Raw genomic sequence first — 21,253 nt, 5'->3', positions numbered from 1 at the left:
AGTAAGAAATGTACGTCATCCGCATGAAGAACTGCGCCTTCTTTGCCCGGCACGGCGTGCTGGATGAGGAAGAGGCGCTTGGCCAGCGTTTTTATGTCGATGCCGAGTTGACGGTCGAGCCCAGCCGCCCGCTGGAGGATGATTCCATCGAGGACACCGTCAATTACGGCATCGCCTTCACGGTGATTGAAAAGATCGTCACTGGACATCGCCGCTTCCTGATCGAGGCGCTGGCGCTCGAAGTGGCGAAGGCGCTGACTTCACGGTTCCCGCAGATCAGGAAGGCCGAGATCACCGTGCGCAAGCCCAACGCACCGGTGCCCGGCGTGCTCGATTATGTCGAGGTGACCGTTGTCTGGCCAGAGTAACAATAACACGGTCTATCTCAGCCTTGGCGGCAATCTCGGCGATCCCTCGGCCTCGATGGCGGCGGCGCTGCGCCTGCTCGACGCCGACGAGAGCACGCGCGTCGTCGCCGTCTCCTCACTTTACCGCACGCCGCCCTGGGGCAAGCTCGACCAGCCGGATTTCCTCAACGCCGCTGCCGAAATCTCGACCTCGCTGGCGCCAAGGGCGCTGCTCGACCTCTGCCTCGAGGCCGAGCGCAAGCTGAAGCGGGTGCGCGAGGAGCGCTGGGGTCCGCGCCTGATCGACATCGACATATTGGTGTTCGGCGACCGCACAATCCACGAAACCGGGCTGGAGGTGCCGCATCCCCGAATGGTGGAGCGCGCCTTCGTGCTGGCGCCCTTGGCAGAGATCGCGCCGGATCTGGCGGTGGGCGGCAGGAGCGTGACCGAGCGGCTCAGCGCCGTCGATACGTCAGGCATAGAGCGGCTGGCTTCCGGCCGCGATTGGTGGCTGGGTTAACCGGAGAAGCCGCCGCCATCGAGAAATGCCTGTTCGTCCGCCGTCGTCTCGCGGCCAAGCATCTTGTTCCTGTGCGGAAAGCGGCCGAAGCGCTGGATGATGTCGCGGTGCTCGATGGCGTATTTCACATACTCCGGCGCCCTGGCGGTGGTGAGCTCGACCGATCTGTCCTGGTCGGCGGGCAGTTCCGAATGTTCGTAGGGCAGGTACAGGAAGACGCGCAGGTTTTCTTCCAGCGAAAGGTCATGGCCGGCCGCAATCGCCTTGGCGGCAAAGTGCCGTGCCAGCGGATCGGTGGCGTACATATGGCCTGAGCCGCGAAAGCAGTTGCGCGGAAACTGGTCGAGCAGGATCATCAGCGCCAGCGAACCCTCGGCATGCTCCGACCATGCGTCGCACTCGCGCCGCGCGGCGGCAAAGTGCAGGTCGAGAAACCTGCTGCGGAAATCCGCGTCGAAGACGTCGTTCTTCTCGAACCACGCGTCTTCGCCGGCCTCGCGCCAGAATTTGGTGACGGCGAGCGCGCGCTCATCCGATGCGGTCATCAGCTTTCCCCCTGATCGGCGGGCTCGGGCTTGTGCAGCACGCCGGCCGTCTCTTCGTTCAGCGCCTGGCCGGGCCGGCGCGGTTGCGTCAGCGGCGTCGGGATCGGCGTGCCGGTATTGCCCCTGAGGAAACGTTGCCCGGCGCGGACGCCTTCGGCCAGCTGCGTCTCCAGTCGGGCATTGTCGCGCCGTCGCACATCCTCGATGACATCGGCGACATCTTCCGGCTCGACGCCCAAAACCTCGAGCGCGGAACCGCCGAAGACGAGGGCCGATTCGAAGGTCTCGCGCAGCTGGAAGTCGACCCCGGCGCGGATGAGCGACAGCGCGGTGCCACGATCGAAGGCACGCGCCAGGACAGTCAGCAGCGGGAACTCCGCCTTGATCAGTTCCGCCATGCGCACGGCGGCGTCCGGCTTGTCGACGCAGATCAGCACGGCGCGGGCGCGGCCTGCACCTGCGGCGCGCAGAATGTCGAGCCGCGTGCCGTCGCCATAATAGACCTTGAAGCCGAAATCGGCGGCCGCCTGGATCATTTCGACATCATTGTCGATGATCGACACGTCGATGCCGCGCAACAAAAGCGGCTGGCTGGCGATCTGGCCGAAACGGCCGAAGCCGATGACCAGCACACTGCCGGTAAGGCCGTCGGCGATGTCGACGCCTTCAAGCGACTGCTCGTCGCGCGGCGTCACATATTTGAGCGCAATGATGGCCAGCGGCGTCAGCACCATGGAGATGATGATGATCGCGGTCAGCGTTGCGTTGGCCCGGCTGTCGATGATGCCAACCGCCGCCGCGGCCGAATAGAGGACGAAGGCGAATTCGCCGCCTTGCGCCATGATCACGGCGCGTTCCAGCGCTTCACGATGACCGCTCTTCAGCAAGCGGGCGACGAGGTAGATGCCGAGCGCATTCATCGCCATGTAGGCGACGACATAGACGGCGATCAGCCGCCAGTTGTCGGCCACCACATGTAGGTCGAGCGACATGCCGACGGCGAGGAAGAAAAGGCCAAGCAGGATGCCGCGGAATGGCTCGACGTCGGCCTCCAGCTGGTGGCGGAAGGTCGATTCCGACAACAGCACGCCGGCGAGGAAGGCGCCCATCGCCATCGAGAGGCCGGAAAGCTGCATGACCAGCGCCGACCCCAGCACGACCAGAAGGGCTGCCGCCGTCATGACTTCGCGCGCCTTGGCGTCGGCCAGGATGCGGAAGAACGGGTTGAGCAGATAGCGGCCGGCCACCACCAGCCCGACGATGGCGCCAAGACCGATGCCGATTTCGGTCAGCCTTTGCTGCAGGGTCATCTCGCTGCCGCCCGGCGCCAGGAAGGCGACCAGCGCCAGAAGCGGCACGATTGCCAGATCCTCGAGCAGCAGGATGGACACGATGCGCTGGCCCTTGGGGCTGGCCATCTCGCCACGCTCTTCCAGAAGCTGCATGACGATCGCCGTCGAGGTCAGGACAAAGCCGGCGCCGGCAACGAAGGATTGCGCGATCGGAAAGCCGCCGGCGAGACCAACACCGGTGAGCAGCAAGGCGCAGACGCCGACCTGCAGCGCGCCGAGGCCGAAAATCTCGCGGCGCAGGCCCCATAGCCGCGACGGCTGCATCTCCAGCCCGATGATGAACAGGAACATGACCACGCCGAGTTCGGCGACATGCAGGATGGCTTCCGATTCGGAAAAAATGCCAATACCGAACGGGCCGATGACCACGCCCGCGGCGAGATAGCCTAGGATCGAGCCCAGCCCCATGCGTTTGAAGATCGGAACGGCGACGACGCCTGCGGCAAGCAGCGCCACCACCTGAATGAGATCGCTGCCCGATGCTTCCGCTGCCATGCCTCTTGTCCCTGTGTCCGACAGCACTCCTTGCATGCACCGGGAGCGGGAGGCAAGGGCGGGAAGCCTGCCAGGATGGGTAGGGTGCCGTGGCAGCGATTCCCCGGTGGAACAACAGTCTGCGCTTGCCTGTCGGACGGCCGGTATCTATATCTGACAAATGCCTGATTATTCGTCCCGGCCGTCGCCGCTGCCACATATCCCGATGGATGCGCTCAGCGAAGTTCTGCAAGACTTTCGCTTGAGTGGCGTCAACTATGGCCGCTGCGAACTCCGGCACCCATGGAGCATAGACTTTCCGCAACAACAACTGCTTCGTTTTCACTTTGTCGGCCAGGGTCCATGCTGGATTCACACCGAAGCGCAAGGCTGGCAGGAGTTGCGCGATGGCGATCTGGTGCTGCTGCCGCAAGGCATCGCCCATCGGCTGGCGAGTGCGCCGGACGTGGTGGGCGATTCGCTCGAGGGCTGCCAGGTGATCAAGTTGGGCGGCAACGTTTGCGAAGTGATACGGCAGGGAACGGGCGCGACAAGCACCCTTTTCTGCGGCTCCATGTCTCTCGGCTCCTATGCGCTCAATCCGTTGATCACGTTGATGCCGCCTCTCATCAAGGGTTGCGACGTGGCCGGCAATGACCCGATGGTCGGCCCTTTGCTGGCGGCCATGACGGTGGAGGCCGCGCAACCGCAGATGGGCAGCGCCACCATCCTGTCGCGTATGGCGGATTTGCTGACAGCCAGGCTCATCCGGTGCTGGGTCAATTGCAACGGCGCATCGACCACCGGTTGGCTCGCAGCCATCCGCGACCCCCATATAGGCCGCGCTCTGGCGGCCATGCACCGCGACCCCGGCCACAACTGGACGCTGGGAAGCCTCGCCGGCGTGGCAGGCCAATCGCGTTCGATTTTCGCCGAGCGCTTCAGCGCGGTATTGGGGGAGGGTGCCGCACATTATCTCGCCCGCCTGCGAATGCAGCTTGCCCGCGAATTGCTGGGCCAAAACGGCTTGTCGGTTGCCGAAGTCGCTACCCGTTTGGGCTATGATTCCGAGGCGTCCTTCGCCCGCGCGTTCAAGCGCATCACCAATGTCTCGCCAGGCGTTGTGCGTCGCACAATTCCCGGACGAATGGATATGAATTTCGGATTTTAAGGTACATAACATCCGGGCGGACTCGCCTATCTAAGATCTCCAACTGTGGAGATCTTTCCGTGACGGACACAACATTACAGCTTGAAGACGCCGCAATCGGCCTTGATGCCGATGCACCAGCCGCGTGGAGCGCGGCCACATGGTTTGCGGTCCTATCATTGGCGGCCACCAGCTTTGCCCTGGTGTCAGCCGAGTTCTTGCCGGCAGGTCTGTTGACGCCGATGGCGCGCGATCTCGGCATCAGCGAGGGAACTGCCGGACAGGTCGTCACCGCCACCGCTTCCGTTGGCGCCATGACGGCCATGTTGAGCAATGTTCTCATCGGCCGATTGAACCGCAAGGCGGTGCTGGTTGGCCTCATGGCCCTGGCGGTCGGTTCCAATATTCTTGCGGCGCTGGCGCCCAATTTCTGGCTGCTGTTGCTGGGCCGGGCCGGGTTGGGGATCGCTCTTAGCGCTTTCTGGGCACTTTCCGTTGCCGTCGTGGCGCGGCTGGTCGGCGCCAATGCGACAGGTCGCGGCATGGCGATCGTGACCCTCGGCGTCTCGCTCGCGACCATTGCCGCGCCGTCGATGGGTGCGTTGATCAGTGACTGGCTGGGATGGCGCAGCGCGATGGCCATGACGGCGGGGCTGGCCGCGCTTGCCATGCTGCTGCAGCTTCTCAGCCTGCCGACCTTGCCTGCGGCGGCAAGCAACAGCCTTGCAGACGTCTTTCGGCTGACACGGCGGCGTGGCATCCAACTCGGCATGCTTGCCATTGTTCTGCTGATGACCGGGCATTTTGCCGGCTCGGTCTATGTGCGCCCGTTCCTCGAACAGGTGACGCTCCTCACAACCGGGCCGATTGCCCTGGCGCTGCTCGGGTTCGGCATCGCCGCTGTGATCGGCAATATTGCCGGTGGCCGCCTGGCCGACACCAACATCCACATGGCCCTCGCAGTTACCGCCGCGTTGATGGCGTTTGCGGCACTCGCTTTGGTGCTTTGGGGCGCGCAAACCGGCGTTGCCTTCGGCTTTGTTACGCTGTGGGGCTTCGCCTTCGGCATGGCGCCGGTGGTGCTGCCGACCAATATGTCTCGCGCGGCACCTGATGCGCTGGAAGCAGCAGGCAGCCTGATGGTCACTTCCTTCCAGGTTGCCATCACCGTCGGTGCGGTTGTCGGCGGCTATGTCGTGGACACCTATGGCGCTACGGGACCTTTGACCCTAACCGCCGTCCTTGCCGCGGCGACGGCCGCACTGGCGCTGCTGCAGCCTCGTGGCTGAAACCTCGCTTCGTCTGACACGGGCGGCCTCAATCAGGCCGTCCGCGCCGTTGCAGCAGCGCTGCACAGGTTTATGCGCCGCACACGTTGCGTTTTGCCGCAATCGGCGGCTATGGGACGCCAGGCTTCGGCCGTTGGAAGGCAGCGACGATCAAGTTCTGCCTTCGTGAGGAGAATGACTGACATGAAGAAGTTTTTGCTCGTCGGCGTGGGTGTCGCCATGCTTGCCGCATCGGCCTGTTCGAAGGCGCCTGAATGCACGCAGGAAATCGCGGCCAAGAAGGCGCAGGAAATGACCGCCGCGCTGCAGGAAGCGATCACCAAGGATCCGACCAAGGCCGCCGACCTGACCGCCAAGGTGCAGGCTGTGACGACCAAATATCAGGGCGCCACCACGCCGGCCGACGCCTGCAAGGCCTATGACGATCTGACGGCCGCCATCAAGGGCTGATTCTTCGTTCGGAAATTGAGGAAGGCGGTGGCTCGAGTAGCCGCCGCCTTTTTTGCTGGTGTTCTTAAAGCGCATCGCGCTGACACGGAGGACCGCCGGCACGCACAGGACCATGACACGTTGGCCTTGCTGTGGCTTGGGCCATCGGAGACGCTGACATCGTCCGTTGCGCGCCACATGTCCGGTCGCGGCAGAAAGGTGCCGCCCGAGCGGCCCGTGCTTGAGGAGCGCCAACCTGGCCGCAAGGTGGCGTGTCCTTCCCGACATCGAGCTGAGCGGAACAGCTCAGCTAACGCGCAGTGCAACCCCGTTCCGCGCTTTTTTCGGGGAACCGCTTGAGAGTCAGTTTTTGGCGATGGAGCCGACTTCGACGGCGTCGACGCGCTTGAGGCTCATGCCGATGACCGGCACCAGCTGCTGGTCGACGCGCACGGCGATGGTCACCGTCATCGAATTGTCGTCGGGAATGCGGGCCTGCATGACGCCGCGCAGCTGGTTGCGGTTGATGGTGAAGACGACTTTGCGGGCATCGACCACGTTGCCGCCGATGATGTCCAGGCCCGACCCCGCGGCGCCGCCCATGAAATTGCCCTTGTAGTCGCGGCCCTTGCGCTCGACGGTCGCCGACATTTTCTGGGTGAAGACACCGACGCGGCAGTCGCCATCGAGCGTCATGCCGGTCTTGTTGTCCGGCGTCGAGCCGTCGAAGCTGCAGGTGAACTTCGTGCCCTTGTATTTGCCGGCGATGATTTCGCCCGGGCCGACCCATTTGCCTTCAACGGTGCGGAAGAACTGCTTGTCGGGCTCCGCTGCAAAGGCTTTCCCGGTCGGGCCCAGAGGTGCTGCAAGCGCGACCAGGGGCAGGACGCAGGACAAGATTACGCTTTTCATAGACGACACCCGGCAACAAGGAGGCTGTTGTTGGACGACCATGAACAAGATTGGTTAATGCTTGGTGACCGCGAGAGGGCGTTCACTTGGTCGAGGCGGGTGCTTCATTCTCTTTTCTGGCCGCAAACGAGGTCAGCGCCGACAGGAAATCGCCCATACCCGGCCGCCTGCCGGCAATGAAGGGCAGGGGCCGCGCCGTCTCCATGGCAGCAATGCCGATACGCGCCGTCATCATGCCGTTGACCACGCCTTCGCCGAGTTTCGCCGAAAGCCGTGCGGCAAGGCCATGGCCGACGATCTGCTGGACAAAGCTGTCGCCGACGGCGATCGAGCCGGTCACCGCCAGATGGGCAAGAACGCTGCGCGCCAGCCGGAAAAAGCCCAGCGTGCCCGGCCTGCCGCCGTAGAGTTCGGACAAGCGGCGGATCAGGCGCCCGGCCTCGAACACGACATAGGCAACGTCTACGAGTGCGCGGGGGCTGACGGCGGTGACCAGCGACACGCGTTTGGCTGCTTCGAGGATCATCACCTTGGCTCTCGCATCGAGCGGCCCGAGAATTTCGGTCTCGGCCAGTCGCACCAGATTGCCGCCATCGATGATCTCGCCGCGCAATTCGGCCAGGGAGCGCCTGCCGGCCGCGGTTTCGGGTTTCGCAGCGACAAAGGCCGAAAGCTCTTCGACGACGGCCCTTGCAGCCTTCGGATCGTCGCGGGCCACGGCATCGAGCGCCCGCTTTTGCAGTTTTTCGACCTCGGCCAGCCGGGCGATAGCCAGGAATTCGCGCACCAGCACGACTGCGAGGGCCAACACGGCAATTGCGGCCATTCCCGCTGCCAGCCACCCCAGCCACTCTGCGCGCTCGAACAGGTCGCGGATGAGCTGGTCGGTCCACAGGCCGACGGCGAGCGAAACCAGCACGCCGACCGCGCCGAAAAACAGGCTGGCAAACAGCGAGCGCCTGCGCGGCGCGGTCGCCGGCGGCGGTTCGGCGGCGACAATGTCCGGCTCATCGAAGACATCGATCTCGGCCGGCACGACGACGGTGCGCGGCTTGCGCGGCGGCTCGGCATGGGGGCTGCGCGTTTCCTGCTTCGGTTCGGCCTCCGGCTCGATGCGGAAAGCTGCCGGTCTGCGGGGCGCGGTCATGCCAGATGGTCTCCGATCAGGAACTGCAAGGCGCGGTCGAGCCTGATATGCGGCAGCGACAGCGTGACGCCTTCAGCGGTGCGTTCGAGCTTTGGCGGGCGAAAGCGCACGAAACGGATCGCCGGATCGTCGCTGCTCTGCCGGTGGTCGGCTTCCGAAACGTCGAAAACCGCATCAATTTTCTCCGGCAAGTCCCCGGGAAATATGGCGGTTTCGGCTTTACCATCAAAGGTTTCGCCGTTGATCTTCTCGCCCTTCAGCGGCGTGCCGATGATCACCGGCAGGGTGTCGCGGCCTTGCTTGACCGTGCCTTCGCGCGTCGCGCGCACCGCCGCCATGGCGACCACATCGACATCGGCGCCGGTGAAATTTGCCCGCGCCACGGCGCGGTCGGCAAGCCGCCGCACGATTGCCTGCAGCCGGTCATGGCTTTCGTGATGCAAATGGTCGGCCTTGGTCGCGGCAACCAGGATGCGGTCGATGCGGCGTGAAAACAGGTCGGTGAGGAAATTGCCTCGGCCAGGACGGAAACAGGAGAGGATTTCGGTCACCGCGCGTTCCAGGTCGGCCATCGCGCCGGGGCCGGCGTTCAACGCCTGCATGGCGTCGATCACCACGATCTGGCGGTCGAGGCGGGTGATGTGTTCGCGGAAGAACGGTTTCACCACATGCGTCTTGTAGGCCTCGTAGCGGCGCTCCATCATCGCTTGCAGCGAGCCGGAGCGCGGCCGTTTCTCACCCTTGAGCAGCAAGGGCGCGAAGGTCAGCGCCGGCGATCCCTCGAGGTCGCCAGGCATCAGGAAACGGCCGGGCGGCAAGGTCGAAAGCGCCCGCTCGTCGAGCTTGCAGGCCTTGAGGTAGGCGGCAAAACTCTCGGCGAGGCGCCGCGCCGTCATCTCGTCGGCTTCGGCATTGGGTTCGATCCTCGCCGACAGCGCCCGCCAGTCCTGCGACAGGTCGGCCCGCACCGGCAGCATCGCCATCTCGAACGCCTCGCGCGAAAAATCGGCGAAGGATTTGCCGAGCAGCGGCAGGTCGAGCAGCCATTCGCCGGGGTAGTCGACGATGTCGACCGACAATCGGCCGCTGGAAAACATCCGGTTCCAACCGGAGGCAGACTCATATTCGATGGTGAGCCTGAGTTCCGAAATGGCGCGCGTCGAGTCCGGCCAGACACGGTCGTTGACCAGGGCGGAGATATGGTCCTCGTACTGAAAACGCGGCACGGCATCGTCCGGCTGTTCCTCGAGGAAGGCGCGAGCGATCCGTCCCGACTTCTGCGCCTCGAACAGCGGCAGGCGCCCACCATGGATGAGATTGTGGACAAGGGCGGAGATGAACACTGTCTTGCCGGCGCGCGAAAGGCCGGTAACGCCCAGCCGAAGCGACGGCGAAAAAAGCCCGCTCGCACGCCCCGACAGCGTATCCAGGGCAATTCTCGCTTCGTCGGTGAAAGTGGTCAGCGATGATGCCAAAATCTGTTCTCTCGAGGCTTCCGTTCGCCCGATATAGGCTTTGCATCTCCAGTTTGAAATGGCGCCTGGACCTGGCCGGTTTCCGCTCAGAGATCGGCGGGCGTCAGGAAGGCTTCGAGATAGCCCGAACCTTGCGCGGCGTCGGTGAGGGTACCGTCGAAGCGCACGACCGCAAGGCCGGAGGTCGGGAAACCATGGTTCATGATGGCCCGCGCGGCCTCGTCGCCATCGCCCGAGACCGCCATGGCAAGGTCTTCCGTCATCGGATTGTGGCCGATGACCAGCAGCGAGCCGGGGCCGCCATTGCTGCGGATGATGGCGAGGTAGCCGGCGGCATCCTCGCTGTAGAGCGTGTCGAAGAACAGCACCCGGCCGGTATCGGTGTGGCCGGCGATGCCTTCCAGCGTCTGGCGCGCCCGCTTGGCGTTGGAGCAGAGCGTGATATCGGGGATGTAGTTGCGGGCACGCATCGCAGTCCCCATCATTTCGGCATCGGCAATGCCGGATGCGTCGAGCGGGCGATCGAAGTCGCGCACGCCGGGAAGGGCCCAGCCAGCCTTCGCATGCCTCAACAGATACAGTCTGCTCACCGGACCCCCAATGGTGTGCTGCCCACCAATGACACAACTGGATTAGCCACGAGAAAGGCCTGAGGCACAATGGGCGGCGACGCCCAAGCGCAGCGAATCATGTGCGAATTCGCCCGCGCCCTTGCTATGGAAGGCTTTGCTGAGGATCGCCCGCGCGGCATTAACAATTGCGTGAAACGCGCGCGGATTACGCTTGTGCAGCCTTCTCTGCGCGAATATATAGGCGCCAAATTTGGGGTTGTTGGGTGAGTCGAATGAACGATATCGTTACAGCCAATTACGTACCCTCCGAAGACGAGCCGTTCATGAACGAACGGCAGAAATCCTACTTTCGCCTGAAGCTCGTCACCTGGAAGACCGACATACTGCGCGAAGCGCGCGAAACCCTCGAAATCCTGCAGCAGGAAAACGCCAACCATCCCGATCTCGCCGATCGCGCTTCCTCGGAAACCGACCGCGCCATCGAGCTTCGGGCCCGCGACCGCCAGCGCAAGCTCATTTCAAAGATCGATTCGGCGCTGCAGCGCATCGATGAAGGCACATACGGCTATTGCGAGGAAACCGGCGAGCCGATCGCGCTGAAGCGGCTGGATGCGCGTCCGATCGCGACCTTGTCGATCGAAGCGCAGGAGCGCCACGAACGCCGCGAGAAGGTCTATCGCGACGATTGAGCCGCTGCCGTCAGGCAGGACTGTTTCATCAGAAATGGCCGGGTTTTCCGGCCATTTCTGTTTTTGGCCGAAGGGTTTAGTCCGCCCCCAAGTTAAAGCGCGTCGCGCTGAAACGGACGACACGCTTAAGCGGCGTTCGATCGGGAATCGGCAAGATGTGACGGTTCGCCGGGCTTTACCGTTTCTGGCTGGCGAGTTCGCCGAGCAGCTTGGTCATCTCGTCGTCGAGAGACTGCGGTGCCTTCGCAGCCGGCTTGCTTGCCGGTTTGGGGTGCGAATCGTCGAGCGAGACCTCGAGCTCCCGCATCAGGGTATCGTCGATGGACTCATGCTTCGGTGGCGGGGCCTGCCGGGCAGTATTGGCGGCGGAGCCATAGGCCGGCAGCGGTGTCACATTGCTCGCCTGGTAGATTTGAGCCGGTTTCGGCGCCGGCGCGGCCTGGCGCGGCGGAACGGCGGCTGGAGCAGCCCTTACCGGTTGCGGCGGTGGCGCCTGCCTTGCGGGCGCGGTGGGAGCGGGTTGTGCTGCGCGCGGCCGCGGCGCCTGTTGCTGCTGGCCAACACCGCCATCGCCGGTCAATGCCGGACGGCGTGGCGCTGCAAGTCTGATATCGCGCTCGACGACAACGTCGGTCGGGCCGCCGATCAAAAGCAGGTGTTCGATGTCGTCGCGACGGATGAGCACCAGCCGGCGGTGGCTGTCGACCGCCGTCGCGTCCATGACCGCCAGCCGTGTCTTGCGGTTCCTGCCGCCGGCAACGAAGGTGCCGAAGGTCAGGTTGCGGACCAGCCTGATGATGATGAGCACGATGACCAGCAGGACAAGGGCAGCAAACGTCCACAGCAGCGCTGCGGCATATCCGGGACCCGCCACATTATCCAGCCACTGCATCGGTGCCCCCAATCGGCTTTTGAAGTGGAGGGACACTAGACCGTTGCGGCCAGCCACCGCAAGTTGCCTTCACGCTTCGTGAACAGCTTGAAAACACCGACGCGTCATTTTTATCCGACATTTGCCGCCAGGGCCTTTTCCGGATTAGGAGAATGTGATTCAACCGGCCGGGGGCGGTGTCGGACAACTCACGAGCAGGGGGCATATGGCCAGGGAAACGCGCGGCGATTTCTATCCGGTACCGATCGTCGATCAGAACACGCGGCCAGGCGCGGTTACCCGGCTCATCGTGTTCATCATCGTCCTGACCGGGGCCGCGATCGTTTTCGGCATTTTCCGCGAGCGTCTTGGCGATCCGTTCCTGCTCGGCATGCTGGGCGTGCTTGCCATGATCGGCGTCGGCTTCCTGTTCGCCACGGCCATCGGCTTCGTGCAGATCGCGCCGCGTTCGACCGGGGATGAACTGTCGAAGGCCTTCGTCGATTCCATGTCGCAGGGCCTGATCGTCACCGACACGAAGGGCCGCGTGGTCTACGCCAACCGGGCCTATGCCGAGATGACCGGGGCTGCGTCGGCCGCCGATCTGAAGCCGGTCGAAGGCCTGCTTTCCGATGTCCCCGAAGCTTCGGTGACCATATACCGGCTGGCCTCGGGCTTGCGCGATGGCCAGGCCGGCGACGGTGAGTTCCGGCTGGCACAGTCGATCCGGCCGGGCGCCGAACCCGGCGCGCGCTGGTACCGGGCGCGAGCCCGTACCTTCAGCGTTCCCGGTCAGCGCCTGCCGATGCTTGCCTGGCAACTCGCCGACATCTCGCAGGAACGGGCCGAGCAGGAGCGTTTCTTCCTCGACCTGCAAAAGGCTATCGACCATCTCGACCATGCGCCGGCCGGTTTCTTCTCGGCCGACCAGGAAGGCCGTGTCACCTACATCAACGCCACGCTCGCCGAATGGCTGGGCATCGATCTGGCGAGCTTCACCCCTGGCGCCGTGACACTCCCGGAAATCGTCGCCGGCGACGGCATGGCGCTGGTGCGCTCGGTCAAGGCCGATCCCGGCACCACCCGCAACGCCGTCATCGATCTCGATCTGACGACGACAACCGGCGAGGCGGTGCCGGTGCGCTTCATGCATCGGGTCTCGGCCAGCCGCGAGGGGACCAACGGTCCGACCCGCACCATTGTGCTCAACCGCACCCAGGGCGAGGACGCATCGGCCGACCTTCGGGCTTCGGAAGTGCGCTTCACCCGTTTCTTCAATTCGACGCCGATGGCCATTGCTGCCGTCGACAATGGCGGCCGCATCCTGCGCACCAACGCGCCGTTCCTGTCGCTGTTTTCCTCCGTCGTCGACGGCGACGCGGTTGACCGCCGCGTGCGGCTGGACACCGTGATCCATGAGCGCGACCGGCCGGCCTTTGCCGCCGCGTTCGAAAAGGCGCGGCTGAGGCAGGCCGACATCGAGCCGATCGACACGCTGCTGCCAGGCAATGAGGAGCGTCACATCCGCTTCTACGTCAACGCCGTCGCCGACGGTACCGGCGAGGGCGCCGAGGAATCGGCCATCGTCTATGCCGTCGAGACCACCGAGCAGAAGGCGCTCGAGGGCCAGATGGCGCAGAGCCAGAAGATGCAGGCGGTCGGACAGCTCGCCGGCGGCATCGCCCACGACTTCAACAATGTGCTGACCGCCATCATCATGGCGTCGGATCTTTTGCTGACCAATCACCGGCCGTCGGACCCGTCCTTCCCCGACATCATGAACATCAAGCAGAATGCCAACCGGGCGGCCTCGCTGGTGCGGCAGTTGCTCGCCTTCTCGCGCAAGCAGACATTGCGGCCGGAAGTGCTGAACCTGACCGACGTGCTTGCCGATCTCCGGATGCTGCTTGCCCGCCTGGTTGGCAACGAGATCAAGCTGAAGGTCGACCACGGCCGCGATTTGTGGCCGGTCAAGGTCGATATCGGCCAGTTCGAGCAGGTGGTGGTCAACCTGGCCGTCAACGCGCGCGACGCCATGCCGGCCGGCGGCGACCTCACCGTGCGCACCCGCAACGTCACCGCCGAACAATGCAAGAGCTTCTCCTACCGCGAGCTCACGCCTGCCGACTATGTCGTGGTCGAGGTCGAGGATAGCGGCTCGGGCATTGCGCCGGACGTGCTGAAGAAGATTTTTGAGCCGTTCTTCACCACCAAGGAAGTCGGCAAAGGCACCGGCCTTGGCCTGTCGATGGTCTATGGCATCATCAAGCAGACCGGCGGTTTCATCTTCTGCGATTCCGAAGTCGGCAAGGGTTCGACCTTCCGCATCTTCCTGCCGCGCCATATCGTGGAGGCGAAGAAGCCCGGCGACGTCAGCGAGGCGCCGGCTGCGCCGGTGAAAGCCGCCGACAGCGCCAAGGACCTGTCGGGCTCGGCCACTGTGCTCCTCGTCGAGGACGAAGACGCCGTGCGCATGGGCGGCTCGCGGGCGCTGACCTCGCGCGGCTATACCGTCCATGAGGCCTCCTCGGGCGTCGAGGCGCTGGAAGTCTTCGAGGCGCTCGGCGGCAAAGTCGATATCGTCGTGTCCGACGTGGTGATGCCGGAAATGGACGGACCGACGCTGCTCGGCGAACTGCGCAAGCGCCAGCCCGACATCAAGTTCGTCTTCGTGTCCGGCTATGCGGAAGACGCTTTCGCCAGAAACCTGCCGCCGGACGCGCAATTCGGCTTCCTGCCGAAGCCGTTCTCCCTCAAGCAGCTGGCCACCGTGGTCAAGGATGTGTTGGAGTCTTAGGGCGCCCTAATTCAAAGCTTGCGCAATGACGTGACGCTGCCATGATTGCAGGCGAAACGGGCGGCGGGTATTGGGGAGCATGTCGTGACGCCGCACAACGAGGCTGCCAGGGGCGACTATGCCGCAACGGTGCTGTTACCGGGCGATCCGCAACGCGCCGAGTGGATGGCAAAGACATTTCTTGAGGCACCGCGCTGCGTCAACCGCCGCCGGGGCGCACTCGGCTTCACTGGTCTCTATCGCGGCCGTCCCATCAGCATCCAGGCCACCGGCATCGGTGTCCCGTCTTTCCTGGTCTATGTGCATGAACTCCTGGATGTTCACGGCGTCAAAACGCTGATCCGCACAGGTACCTGCGGCGGCCTGACACCCCGCGTGCCGCTGCGCTCCTTGGTGATCTCGCAGTCGGTGCGCGCCGAAAGCGACCAAAGCGGCCAGGTCTTCGGCCTCTACGATGCTGCCGCCGGGCCCGATCCCGGCCTGTTCGCCCACGCTTTGGCCTGCGCCGCCCAGCTCGGCATCGACCACCAGGCCGGGCTGACCATCTGCAGCGACGTCTTCTACCACCCTGTAGGGCGCGACCGCTTTGCCGAAGCGCAGGCGCTTGGCGCTCTCGCTGTCGATATGGAAACCAGCGCACTCTACCGAATCGCGGCGCATTTCGGCGCCCGCGCGCTGTCGCTGCTGACCGTCGTCGACAACATCGTGACCGGCGAACAGACTGCCTATTCCGAACGTCAGGCGCTGTTCACCGATATGGCGCGGCTCGGGCTCGACGTTGCGGCGGAAGGCTAGCTTCCTCAGGCCGCTTCGCGCTTCGGCGTCAGCTCATCCATGTCTGGCCGGTGACCGCGCAGATAGAGCGCGCAGGTGGTACGCAGCATCGACGCGAAGTTGGGAATGGCGCCGTTGATCTCGATCGCCTCGTCATAGAGTTTTGAGATGAACTTCGGCGTCGTCAGGCCCTGGCTGTCGGCAATTTCGTCAAGCAGCGCCCAGAACGTTCCTTCAAGCTGGATACTCGTAGAGTGACCGTCGATGCGGATCGACCGGTTGATCTGTCGATAGCCTTCCGGATCCTGCCCGGCAAAAACCCTGCACATCCTTACCTCCCGATATTGTTGGTTTTGGGCGCAGCGTGTCGCGCCTTCAAGTTGTGGTTGTCCCTGCATGTTCGGCCTTGTGGGCCGAATCGGCAATCGGACTTTCGTCTTTAGGCGCTGGCATAGCAGCGATTGCAAATTTAACCGTGGTAACCGGCTGCCACCACCTTTCGCGCGTGCCGCCCATAATCGCCTCCAACATGCAGCGGCGGAGACTGATTTGGCGAAGGCAATCCATTCCATGATCCGGGTTCTCCAAGAGGCCAGATCCGTCGATTTCTACAGAAACGCTTTCGGGCTCGACGTCGCCGACAGGCTGGATTTCGAGACATTCACGCTGATTTACCTTCCCAACGCCGAAACGGGGTTCGAGCTCGAACTCACCGTGAACAAGGGCCGCACAGAGCCTTATGGGCTTGGCGACGGTTACGGCCATCTGGCGGTCTCGGTGTCCGATCTCGACAGCGAACACGACCGGATCGGCGCGCTCGGCCTCAACCCCAAGAAGATCGTCGAATTCAACCGCGACGGATCGCTGATCGCCCGCTTTTTCTTCATCGAGGACCCCGACGGCTACAAGATCGAGGTTCTGCAGCGTGGAGGGCGCTTCCAGTAGGGGATTATCAGCCGCATTTAGCCGCGCGGCGCCAGCAACGGCGCTGTTCAAGGGCGCAAACAGCAAGCAGGGAGGAACAAATGGTCACGATCTATGACGCGAGGCTCTCACGTCGTGAACTTCCCAAGCGCGGCGGCATCGGCGCGTTGCTCGTCATTTCCGGCAGCGCCGTCATCAGCCCTGAAAATGCCTGGGGGCTCGAGACATCGGCGCTCAAGCCCGAAACCATGGCAACGCTGATCCAGATGGCGCGCGACATCTATCCGCACGATCAGGTGCCCGACAAATACTACGCCATCGCCGTAAAAGGGCATGATGAGCAGGCCGGCAAGGACGCTGCCTACAAGACGATGATCGAAGACGGCATCGCCAACCTCGACAAGAAGTCGGGCGAGGGCGGCTATCGCGGCCTCGGCTGGGAGGAGCAGCGCGTTGCCGTGCTGCAGCAGATCGAGGCGACGCCGTTCTTCCAGTCCATCCGCGGCGGCCTCGTCGTCAGCCTCTACAACCAGCAGGAGGTGTGGCCGATTTTCGGCTACGAGGGCGAATCCTACTCCAAGGGCGGCTACATCGCGCGCGGTTTCGACGACATAGAGTGGCTCTGAGCCCTTCCGTCGTTCTGAAACCCCGCAAACAGGAATTCATGGGAGGAAACCATGGCAGCTTCATTTGATCTCAACAACGACGGCGTGGTCGTGATCGTCGGCTCCGGCGCCGGCGGCGGCACGCTCGGCAACGAACTCGCCCAGAAAGGCGTCGATGTCGTCATCCTCGAGGCCGGCGCGCGCCACGAATACGAGGATTTCATCAACGACGAGTGGGGTTCCTTCAGCCAGCTCGCCTGGACGGACAAGCGCACAACCTCAGGCGACTGGCGGGTGTCGAAGGATTTCCCCAATTTGCCGGCCTGGATCGTCAAATCGGTCGGCGGCTCGACCACGCACTGGGCCGGCGCCTCGTTGCGCTTCCAGAAGCATGAGTTCAGGACGCTCTCGACCTACGGCAAGCTGGAAGGCGCCAACCTGCTGGACTGGCCGGTCACATTGGCCGAGATGGAGCCGTACTACGCCAAGGCGGAAGCCAAGATGGGCGTCACCGGCACCAATGGCTGGCCGCGGCTGCCCGGCAACAACAACTTCAAGGTGCTCAAGGCCGGCGCCGACAAGCTCGGCTATAAGGAATGTCATACCGGCAACATGGCAATCAATTCGGTCGAGCGCGACGACCGCAACTCCTGCCAACAGACCGGCTTCTGCTTCCAGGGCTGCAAATGGGGCGCCAAATGGTCGACGCTCTATACCGAGATCCCCAAGGGCGAGGCCTCCGGCCATCTCGAAGTCCGGCCGAATGCCATGGCGATCAAGATCAACCACGACGCCTCAGGCAAGGTGACCGGCGTCGTCTATGCCGACAAGGACGGCAATCTGCAGGAGCAGAAGGCCCGCATCGTCGCCGTCGCCGGCAACTCGATCGAAAGCCCGCGCCTGCTGCTGAACTCCGAGTCAGCGAAGTTTCCGCAAGGGCTTGCCAATTCGTCGGGGCAGGTCGGCAAGAACTACATGCGCCACACCACCGGTTCGGTCTACGCCATCTTCGACCAACCGGTGCATATGTATCGCGGCACCACCATGGCCGGCATTATCCGCGACGAGGCGCGGCACGATCCCTCACGCGGCTTTGTCGGCGGCTATGAATTCGAGACGCTGTCGCTCGGCTTGCCCTTCATGGCCGCCTTCCTCAATCCCGGCGGCTGGGGCCGTTCCTTCACCACCGCGCTCGACCACTATGATCACATGGCTGGCCTGTGGATCGTCGGCGGGGACATGCCGCGCGCGGAAAACCGCGTCACGCTGCACAAGGACGAGAAGGACGCGCACGGTATGCCGATCGCCGACGTGCATTTCGATGATCATCCCAACGACACGGCGATGCGCAACCATGCCTACAAGCAGGCCACAGCGCTTTACGATGCGGTCGGCGCGACGCGCTCCTTCCCGACGCCGCCCTATCCCTCAACCCACAATCTCGGCACAAACCGGATGAGCGAAAAGGCGGAAGACGGCGTCGTCAACAAGCACGGCCAAGCGCACGACATCAAAAACCTGTTCGTGTCGGACGGCAGCCAGTTCACCACCGGTGCGGCTGAAAATCCGACGCTGACGATCGTGTCGCTGGCTATCCGCCAGGCCGAATACATCGCTTCGCAAATGTCGGCCAAGACGATCTGAGCCGTCCTCCGGGATCGCTACGCGGAACGCGCATGGCGCGTTCCGCCCTTTTTTCCTAGGACTCACTATGCGCCGACCGGCTGTCCGTCCTTGCGGCGGATGGCGACGACGGACGGTCGCGGCAGCTGGCCATCCCTGAAGTCGGGCCACAGCGTCTGCGCCTTGTCGAGCGTCTCTGCATCTTCCGCAGGGTGCTGCACCGACAGGAACAAAGTCGTGCCGTCCGGCGTGAAGCATGGGCCGGTCGCTTCGGCGCCATGCGGGCAGGTGAACAGCAGCTTCGGCAGGCCGCGCGCCGCACCTTCGGTGTCGACGCCATAGACGCCGTCCGGCAGGTCGAAATCATTGGCGCCGTCCGTCGCCACCCACAGCCGCCCCGCCGGGTCGAAGGTGATGTTGTCGGGGCAGACGAACCAGCCATTGTCCGACGTATCCGGATGAAAAGTGGCGCCGACCTTGGCATCTTTCGGGTTGCCGCAGAGCACGAACAGGTCCCAGGCATACTTTTCCGCGGTGTGGTCGGCATCCGCGCCGCGGCCGCCGGGTGGGATCAGTTCGACAATATGGCCCCACAGGTTCTCCGGCCGCGTGTTGGCCGGATTGACCTTCGACTGGTCGCGCTTCTTGTTCTTGGTCATCACCGCATAGACGCGGCCGGTCACCGGATTGGTCTCGATGTCCTCGGGCCGGTCCATCGGCGTGGCGCCGAGCGCATCTGCCGCAAACCGCGTCTTCAACAGCACCTCGGCCTGTTCGGCAAAACCGTTCTCGGCGGTAAGCTTGCCCTGGCCGTGCACCAGCGGCAGCCACGTCATCGAGCCATCGGCATCGAAGCGGGCGACCGACAGCACGCCATCGTCGAGCAGATCGGCGCCGGAGGCCGGATTGGCCCTATCATAGGCCTTGGCCGAGACGAAGCGGTACATGTATTCGAAATAGTCGTCATCACCCATATAGACGACGACGTGGCCGTCCTTGTTGAGGACCACGGTCGAGGCCTCATGCGACATGCGGCCAAGTGCCGTGCGCTTCACCGGCCTGGACTTAGGATCGTAAGGGTCGATCTCGACCACCCAGTCGAAGCGGTTGGCCTCGTTCGGTTCCTTGTCGAGGTTGAAGCGGTCATGGAAGCGGCCGCGGCCATAGATATCGGAGCCGTCGAAGCCGTAACGGTCCAGAAGCTCGGCGGTCGGCGCCTTCTTCGGGTCGCCGCCGAAAATGTCGGACACGCCTTCCTCGCAGGTCAGCACCGTGCCCCACGGGGTAACACCGCCGCTGCAATTATAGCTGGTGCCGAGCACTTTCGTGCCAGTCGGGTCGGCCGAAGTTTTCATCAGCGCATGGCCGGCAACCGGTCCGGAAACGGTCATTTCGGTGTTGGCGGTGATGCGGCGGTTGAGCGGGCTGTCCGCCACGGTTTCCCACTTGCCGTCCTTCAACTGCACTTCGACGATCGAATGGCCCATCGCCGCCATGCCGAGATCGACCTGTTCCTTGGTCATCGTCTTGCCGGCATCGTCCTCGGTCATTCCTGGAAACATCACATTGGGCGAGATGTATTCGTTGTTGACGCAGAGCAGGCCATGATCGGAATTTGCCGTACCCTTGGGCAGCGGCATGAAGGCGATGTAGTCGCAATTGTAGCCGAAGCGCTTTTCCTGTTCCTCCGCCGCGACCTTGTTGCCGTCGAATTCGGCGAGGCCGGCTGCAAGCGGATCGCCCCAGCGCGCGACGATGGTCGTCTCATAGCCTTCGGCGGCGGCATGGGTCTTGCCGTAGACCCGTTTCAGCTCGGGAAAGCCGAGCGTCGACTGCGCTGTGGCGGCATGCGTTTCGCCGGCAAACAAGGAGCCGACAAAGCTGCCGCCGGCAATCAGCGCGCCGGAGGCGAGGCTGCCTTTCAAAAGAGACCGGCGCGAGACGCGCTCGGCAATGATTTCGCGGATGACGGGGGAGGATGAAGACGGTGCATTGGCCATGGTGTCTGCCTCTCAGGGTGGATGTTACGGCGCACCGTTGCCCTAGTCTGCTTAGGCAACATTCACATGACATAAGAGGAAGGTTTTGCCGCAACTGGGCGCGGCACTACGCATCGCTCAGCCCTTGGTGCAGGTCGAGGCGGTGAAGGCGCCGTCGGGCTGCTTCAGAATGATGTCGAATGACGGGGCGGTCTCGCCGTCCAGTGTTGCCTGTGTCATGGAGACGGAGTTGCCACCGGTGGTATAGCCGCCCAGCGGCCCGAGCCAGGTTATCTCGCCATTGGCATTCATCTGATAGTTGTAGCCTTGCGTCGCGGTGCCGAATGTCACCGGGCCGGTATAGACATTGCCCTTGATGGTGATGTCGCCGAGGTTGAGGAAGGCGCCGAGCAGGTAGACCTCGCAATGATAGGTGCCGTCCGGAAGCTTGCCCTCGCTGAAATCGGCGCGCGCGGCGCCGCTCGTTGCCATCAGCAGCAGGATGCCGGAAATGCGTGAGATGCGAGATGTCATGACGTCACTCTTTTGAAGGGCGAGCTTGCCCTATTTTTGCGCGGTACCGCAACATTGTTAGCCCGGAACACACGGCCGGAGATCAAAAACTAGGCATTTGTCTCAATTGGGCAAAAATTAGGCAAAAGCCATGTGCGCTGCGCAAATTTGCCTCAATCAATTTTCGCCGGCTACCACTGTTTTCTCGAGGCCAATATACCAACCGGCTGATAACGCTCGGCTATTCCATCTTCGTGAGCGGC

Annotated in this window: 22 protein-coding genes; 12 read left to right on the top strand and 10 right to left on the bottom strand. The window is 63.5% G+C overall.

Translation table 11 applies throughout. From position 1 onward, the window contains the following. Nucleotides 1–8: 8 nt before the first annotated feature. Entirely contained in the window at nucleotides 9–368 is a 360-nt protein-coding gene (folB, locus tag NKJ64_RS08415; RefSeq protein WP_023673502.1) for a dihydroneopterin aldolase, read from the top strand. Then, the gene (gene folK / locus NKJ64_RS08410) at nucleotides 352–870 is read left to right on the top strand and encodes a 2-amino-4-hydroxy-6-hydroxymethyldihydropteridine diphosphokinase (protein ID WP_023685987.1); all 519 of its coding nucleotides are present in this window, start codon (nucleotides 352–354) and stop codon (nucleotides 868–870) included. The genes folB and folK overlap by 17 nt, the downstream gene beginning before the upstream one ends. Here the strand turns inward: folK and NKJ64_RS08405 are convergent. After that, complete coding sequence (locus NKJ64_RS08405) at nucleotides 867–1,415, bottom strand: DUF924 family protein (protein WP_023673500.1); 549 nt, start codon at nucleotides 1,413–1,415, stop codon at nucleotides 867–869. The two genes, folK and NKJ64_RS08405, sit on opposite strands and share 4 nt — an antisense overlap. Further along, nucleotides 1,415–3,262, bottom strand: a complete 1,848-nt coding sequence (locus NKJ64_RS08400) for a monovalent cation:proton antiporter-2 (CPA2) family protein (RefSeq protein WP_023673499.1) — start codon at nucleotides 3,260–3,262, stop codon at nucleotides 1,415–1,417. The genes NKJ64_RS08405 and NKJ64_RS08400 overlap by 1 nt, the downstream gene beginning before the upstream one ends. Before the next feature lie 160 nt (nucleotides 3,263–3,422). Between NKJ64_RS08400 and NKJ64_RS08395 the strand changes: the two genes are divergently transcribed. From NKJ64_RS08395 to NKJ64_RS08385, 3 genes are all read left to right on the top strand, one after another. Then, complete coding sequence (locus NKJ64_RS08395) at nucleotides 3,423–4,412, top strand: AraC family transcriptional regulator (RefSeq protein WP_023673498.1); 990 nt, start codon at nucleotides 3,423–3,425, stop codon at nucleotides 4,410–4,412. Nucleotides 4,413–4,471: 59 nt separating this feature from the next. Next, nucleotides 4,472–5,680, top strand: a complete 1,209-nt coding sequence (locus NKJ64_RS08390) for an MFS transporter (protein WP_352462333.1) — start codon at nucleotides 4,472–4,474, stop codon at nucleotides 5,678–5,680. 183 nt (nucleotides 5,681–5,863) lie between these two features. Further along, nucleotides 5,864–6,130, top strand: a complete 267-nt coding sequence (locus NKJ64_RS08385) for a hypothetical protein (protein ID WP_023685989.1) — start codon at nucleotides 5,864–5,866, stop codon at nucleotides 6,128–6,130. A gap of 342 nt (nucleotides 6,131–6,472) precedes the next feature. Here NKJ64_RS08385 and NKJ64_RS08380 read toward each other — a convergent pair whose 3' ends face one another. The 4 genes from NKJ64_RS08380 to NKJ64_RS08365 all read right to left on the bottom strand — a co-directional run bounded on the left by NKJ64_RS08380 (nucleotide 6,473) and on the right by NKJ64_RS08365 (nucleotide 10,233). Continuing rightward, nucleotides 6,473–7,021, bottom strand: coding sequence for a hypothetical protein (locus tag NKJ64_RS08380; RefSeq protein WP_023673495.1), 549 nt, complete (start codon nucleotides 7,019–7,021; stop codon nucleotides 6,473–6,475). Between the two features lie 82 nt (nucleotides 7,022–7,103). Next, a complete protein-coding gene (locus NKJ64_RS08375; protein WP_023693368.1) occupies nucleotides 7,104–8,168 on the bottom strand; it encodes a YcjF family protein in 1,065 nt (354 codons plus the stop codon). Further along, nucleotides 8,165–9,643 carry a YcjX family GTP-binding protein gene (locus NKJ64_RS08370; protein WP_023673493.1) on the bottom strand — a complete coding sequence of 493 codons (1,479 nt, stop codon included), beginning with the start codon at nucleotides 9,641–9,643 and terminating at the stop codon, nucleotides 8,165–8,167. Before NKJ64_RS08370 ends, NKJ64_RS08375 begins: the two co-directional genes overlap by 4 nt. A gap of 86 nt (nucleotides 9,644–9,729) precedes the next feature. Next, entirely contained in the window at nucleotides 9,730–10,233 is a 504-nt protein-coding gene (locus NKJ64_RS08365) for a SixA phosphatase family protein (protein WP_023696494.1), read from the bottom strand. 69 nt (nucleotides 10,234–10,302) lie between these two features. Between NKJ64_RS08365 and NKJ64_RS08360 the strand changes: the two genes are divergently transcribed. Further along, entirely contained in the window at nucleotides 10,303–10,482 is a 180-nt protein-coding gene (locus NKJ64_RS08360) for a hypothetical protein (RefSeq protein WP_023696495.1), read from the top strand. 5 nt (nucleotides 10,483–10,487) lie between these two features. Further along, nucleotides 10,488–10,904: an RNA polymerase-binding protein DksA gene (gene dksA, locus NKJ64_RS08355; RefSeq protein WP_023673491.1), complete on the top strand. Its 417-nt coding sequence runs from the start codon at nucleotides 10,488–10,490 to the stop codon at nucleotides 10,902–10,904. Between the two features lie 175 nt (nucleotides 10,905–11,079). Here dksA and NKJ64_RS08350 read toward each other — a convergent pair whose 3' ends face one another. Next, a complete protein-coding gene (locus tag NKJ64_RS08350) occupies nucleotides 11,080–11,796 on the bottom strand; it encodes a flagellar biosynthetic protein FliO (RefSeq protein WP_023693371.1) in 717 nt (238 codons plus the stop codon). Between the two features lie 205 nt (nucleotides 11,797–12,001). Here NKJ64_RS08350 and cckA point away from each other — a divergent pair, with 205 nt between their 5' ends. Together cckA and NKJ64_RS08340 are read left to right on the top strand one after the other, a co-directional pair. Further along, nucleotides 12,002–14,572, top strand: a complete 2,571-nt coding sequence (gene cckA, locus NKJ64_RS08345; protein WP_352462332.1) for a cell cycle histidine kinase CckA — start codon at nucleotides 12,002–12,004, stop codon at nucleotides 14,570–14,572. A gap of 84 nt (nucleotides 14,573–14,656) precedes the next feature. Beyond that, the gene (locus tag NKJ64_RS08340) at nucleotides 14,657–15,367 is read left to right on the top strand and encodes a purine-nucleoside phosphorylase (protein ID WP_023712397.1); all 711 of its coding nucleotides are present in this window, start codon (nucleotides 14,657–14,659) and stop codon (nucleotides 15,365–15,367) included. A 5-nt stretch (nucleotides 15,368–15,372) separates the two neighbouring features. Here NKJ64_RS08340 and NKJ64_RS08335 read toward each other — a convergent pair whose 3' ends face one another. Next, nucleotides 15,373–15,675 (bottom strand): ribbon-helix-helix domain-containing protein, encoded by a 303-nt coding sequence (locus NKJ64_RS08335; protein ID WP_023670924.1) that lies wholly within the window; start codon nucleotides 15,673–15,675, stop codon nucleotides 15,373–15,375. Nucleotides 15,676–15,895: 220 nt separating this feature from the next. Here NKJ64_RS08335 and NKJ64_RS08330 point away from each other — a divergent pair, with 220 nt between their 5' ends. The 3 genes from NKJ64_RS08330 to NKJ64_RS08320 all read left to right on the top strand — a co-directional run bounded on the left by NKJ64_RS08330 (nucleotide 15,896) and on the right by NKJ64_RS08320 (nucleotide 18,519). Further along, complete coding sequence (locus tag NKJ64_RS08330) at nucleotides 15,896–16,291, top strand: VOC family protein (RefSeq protein ID WP_352462330.1); 396 nt, start codon at nucleotides 15,896–15,898, stop codon at nucleotides 16,289–16,291. Nucleotides 16,292–16,371: 80 nt separating this feature from the next. Continuing rightward, nucleotides 16,372–16,896: a gluconate 2-dehydrogenase subunit 3 family protein gene (locus tag NKJ64_RS08325; protein ID WP_352462329.1), complete on the top strand. Its 525-nt coding sequence runs from the start codon at nucleotides 16,372–16,374 to the stop codon at nucleotides 16,894–16,896. A gap of 51 nt (nucleotides 16,897–16,947) precedes the next feature. Further along, the gene (locus tag NKJ64_RS08320) at nucleotides 16,948–18,519 is read left to right on the top strand and encodes a GMC family oxidoreductase (RefSeq protein ID WP_352462328.1); all 1,572 of its coding nucleotides are present in this window, start codon (nucleotides 16,948–16,950) and stop codon (nucleotides 18,517–18,519) included. Between the two features lie 65 nt (nucleotides 18,520–18,584). Here the strand turns inward: NKJ64_RS08320 and NKJ64_RS08315 are convergent, their stop codons facing one another. Both NKJ64_RS08315 and NKJ64_RS08310 read right to left on the bottom strand, forming a co-directional pair. Then, nucleotides 18,585–20,498: a PhoX family protein gene (locus NKJ64_RS08315; protein ID WP_023815807.1), complete on the bottom strand. Its 1,914-nt coding sequence runs from the start codon at nucleotides 20,496–20,498 to the stop codon at nucleotides 18,585–18,587. Between the two features lie 117 nt (nucleotides 20,499–20,615). Further along, the gene (locus NKJ64_RS08310; RefSeq protein ID WP_023706180.1) at nucleotides 20,616–21,011 is read right to left on the bottom strand and encodes a hypothetical protein; all 396 of its coding nucleotides are present in this window, start codon (nucleotides 21,009–21,011) and stop codon (nucleotides 20,616–20,618) included. Between the last annotated feature and the right edge of the window lie 242 nt (nucleotides 21,012–21,253).

The organism is Mesorhizobium sp. M0062 (assembly GCF_040323125.1).
In the GTDB taxonomy this organism is placed as follows: domain Bacteria; phylum Pseudomonadota; class Alphaproteobacteria; order Rhizobiales; family Rhizobiaceae; genus Mesorhizobium.
The sequence above is the reverse complement of the archived record's forward strand: the minus strand, read 5'-3'. Positions and strand labels throughout refer to the sequence as shown.

Bases quoted from the DNA above. Each gene is read 5' to 3' on its own strand.
- NKJ64_RS08380 (WP_023673495.1), bottom strand. From the start codon at position 7,021: ATGAAAAGCGTAATCTTGTCCTGCGTCCTGCCCCTGGTCGCGCTTGCA.
- NKJ64_RS08385 (WP_023685989.1), top strand. From the start codon at position 5,864: ATGAAGAAGTTTTTGCTCGTCGGCGTGGGTGTCGCCATGCTTGCCGCA.
- NKJ64_RS08375 (WP_023693368.1), bottom strand. From the start codon at position 8,168: ATGACCGCGCCCCGCAGACCGGCAGCTTTCCGCATCGAGCCGGAGGCC.
- NKJ64_RS08405 (WP_023673500.1), bottom strand. From the start codon at position 1,415: ATGACCGCATCGGATGAGCGCGCGCTCGCCGTCACCAAATTCTGGCGC.
- dksA (WP_023673491.1), top strand. From the start codon at position 10,488: ATGAACGATATCGTTACAGCCAATTACGTACCCTCCGAAGACGAGCCG.
- folB (WP_023673502.1), top strand. From the start codon at position 9: ATGTACGTCATCCGCATGAAGAACTGCGCCTTCTTTGCCCGGCACGGC.
- NKJ64_RS08395 (WP_023673498.1), top strand. From the start codon at position 3,423: ATGCCTGATTATTCGTCCCGGCCGTCGCCGCTGCCACATATCCCGATG.
- NKJ64_RS08350 (WP_023693371.1), bottom strand. From the start codon at position 11,796: ATGCAGTGGCTGGATAATGTGGCGGGTCCCGGATATGCCGCAGCGCTG.
- cckA (WP_352462332.1), top strand. From the start codon at position 12,002: ATGGCCAGGGAAACGCGCGGCGATTTCTATCCGGTACCGATCGTCGAT.
- NKJ64_RS08325 (WP_352462329.1), top strand. From the start codon at position 16,372: ATGGTCACGATCTATGACGCGAGGCTCTCACGTCGTGAACTTCCCAAG.
- NKJ64_RS08360 (WP_023696495.1), top strand. From the start codon at position 10,303: ATGGGCGGCGACGCCCAAGCGCAGCGAATCATGTGCGAATTCGCCCGC.
- NKJ64_RS08320 (WP_352462328.1), top strand. From the start codon at position 16,948: ATGGCAGCTTCATTTGATCTCAACAACGACGGCGTGGTCGTGATCGTC.
- NKJ64_RS08400 (WP_023673499.1), bottom strand. From the start codon at position 3,262: ATGGCAGCGGAAGCATCGGGCAGCGATCTCATTCAGGTGGTGGCGCTG.
- NKJ64_RS08310 (WP_023706180.1), bottom strand. From the start codon at position 21,011: ATGACATCTCGCATCTCACGCATTTCCGGCATCCTGCTGCTGATGGCA.
- NKJ64_RS08315 (WP_023815807.1), bottom strand. From the start codon at position 20,498: ATGGCCAATGCACCGTCTTCATCCTCCCCCGTCATCCGCGAAATCATT.
- NKJ64_RS08335 (WP_023670924.1), bottom strand. From the start codon at position 15,675: ATGTGCAGGGTTTTTGCCGGGCAGGATCCGGAAGGCTATCGACAGATC.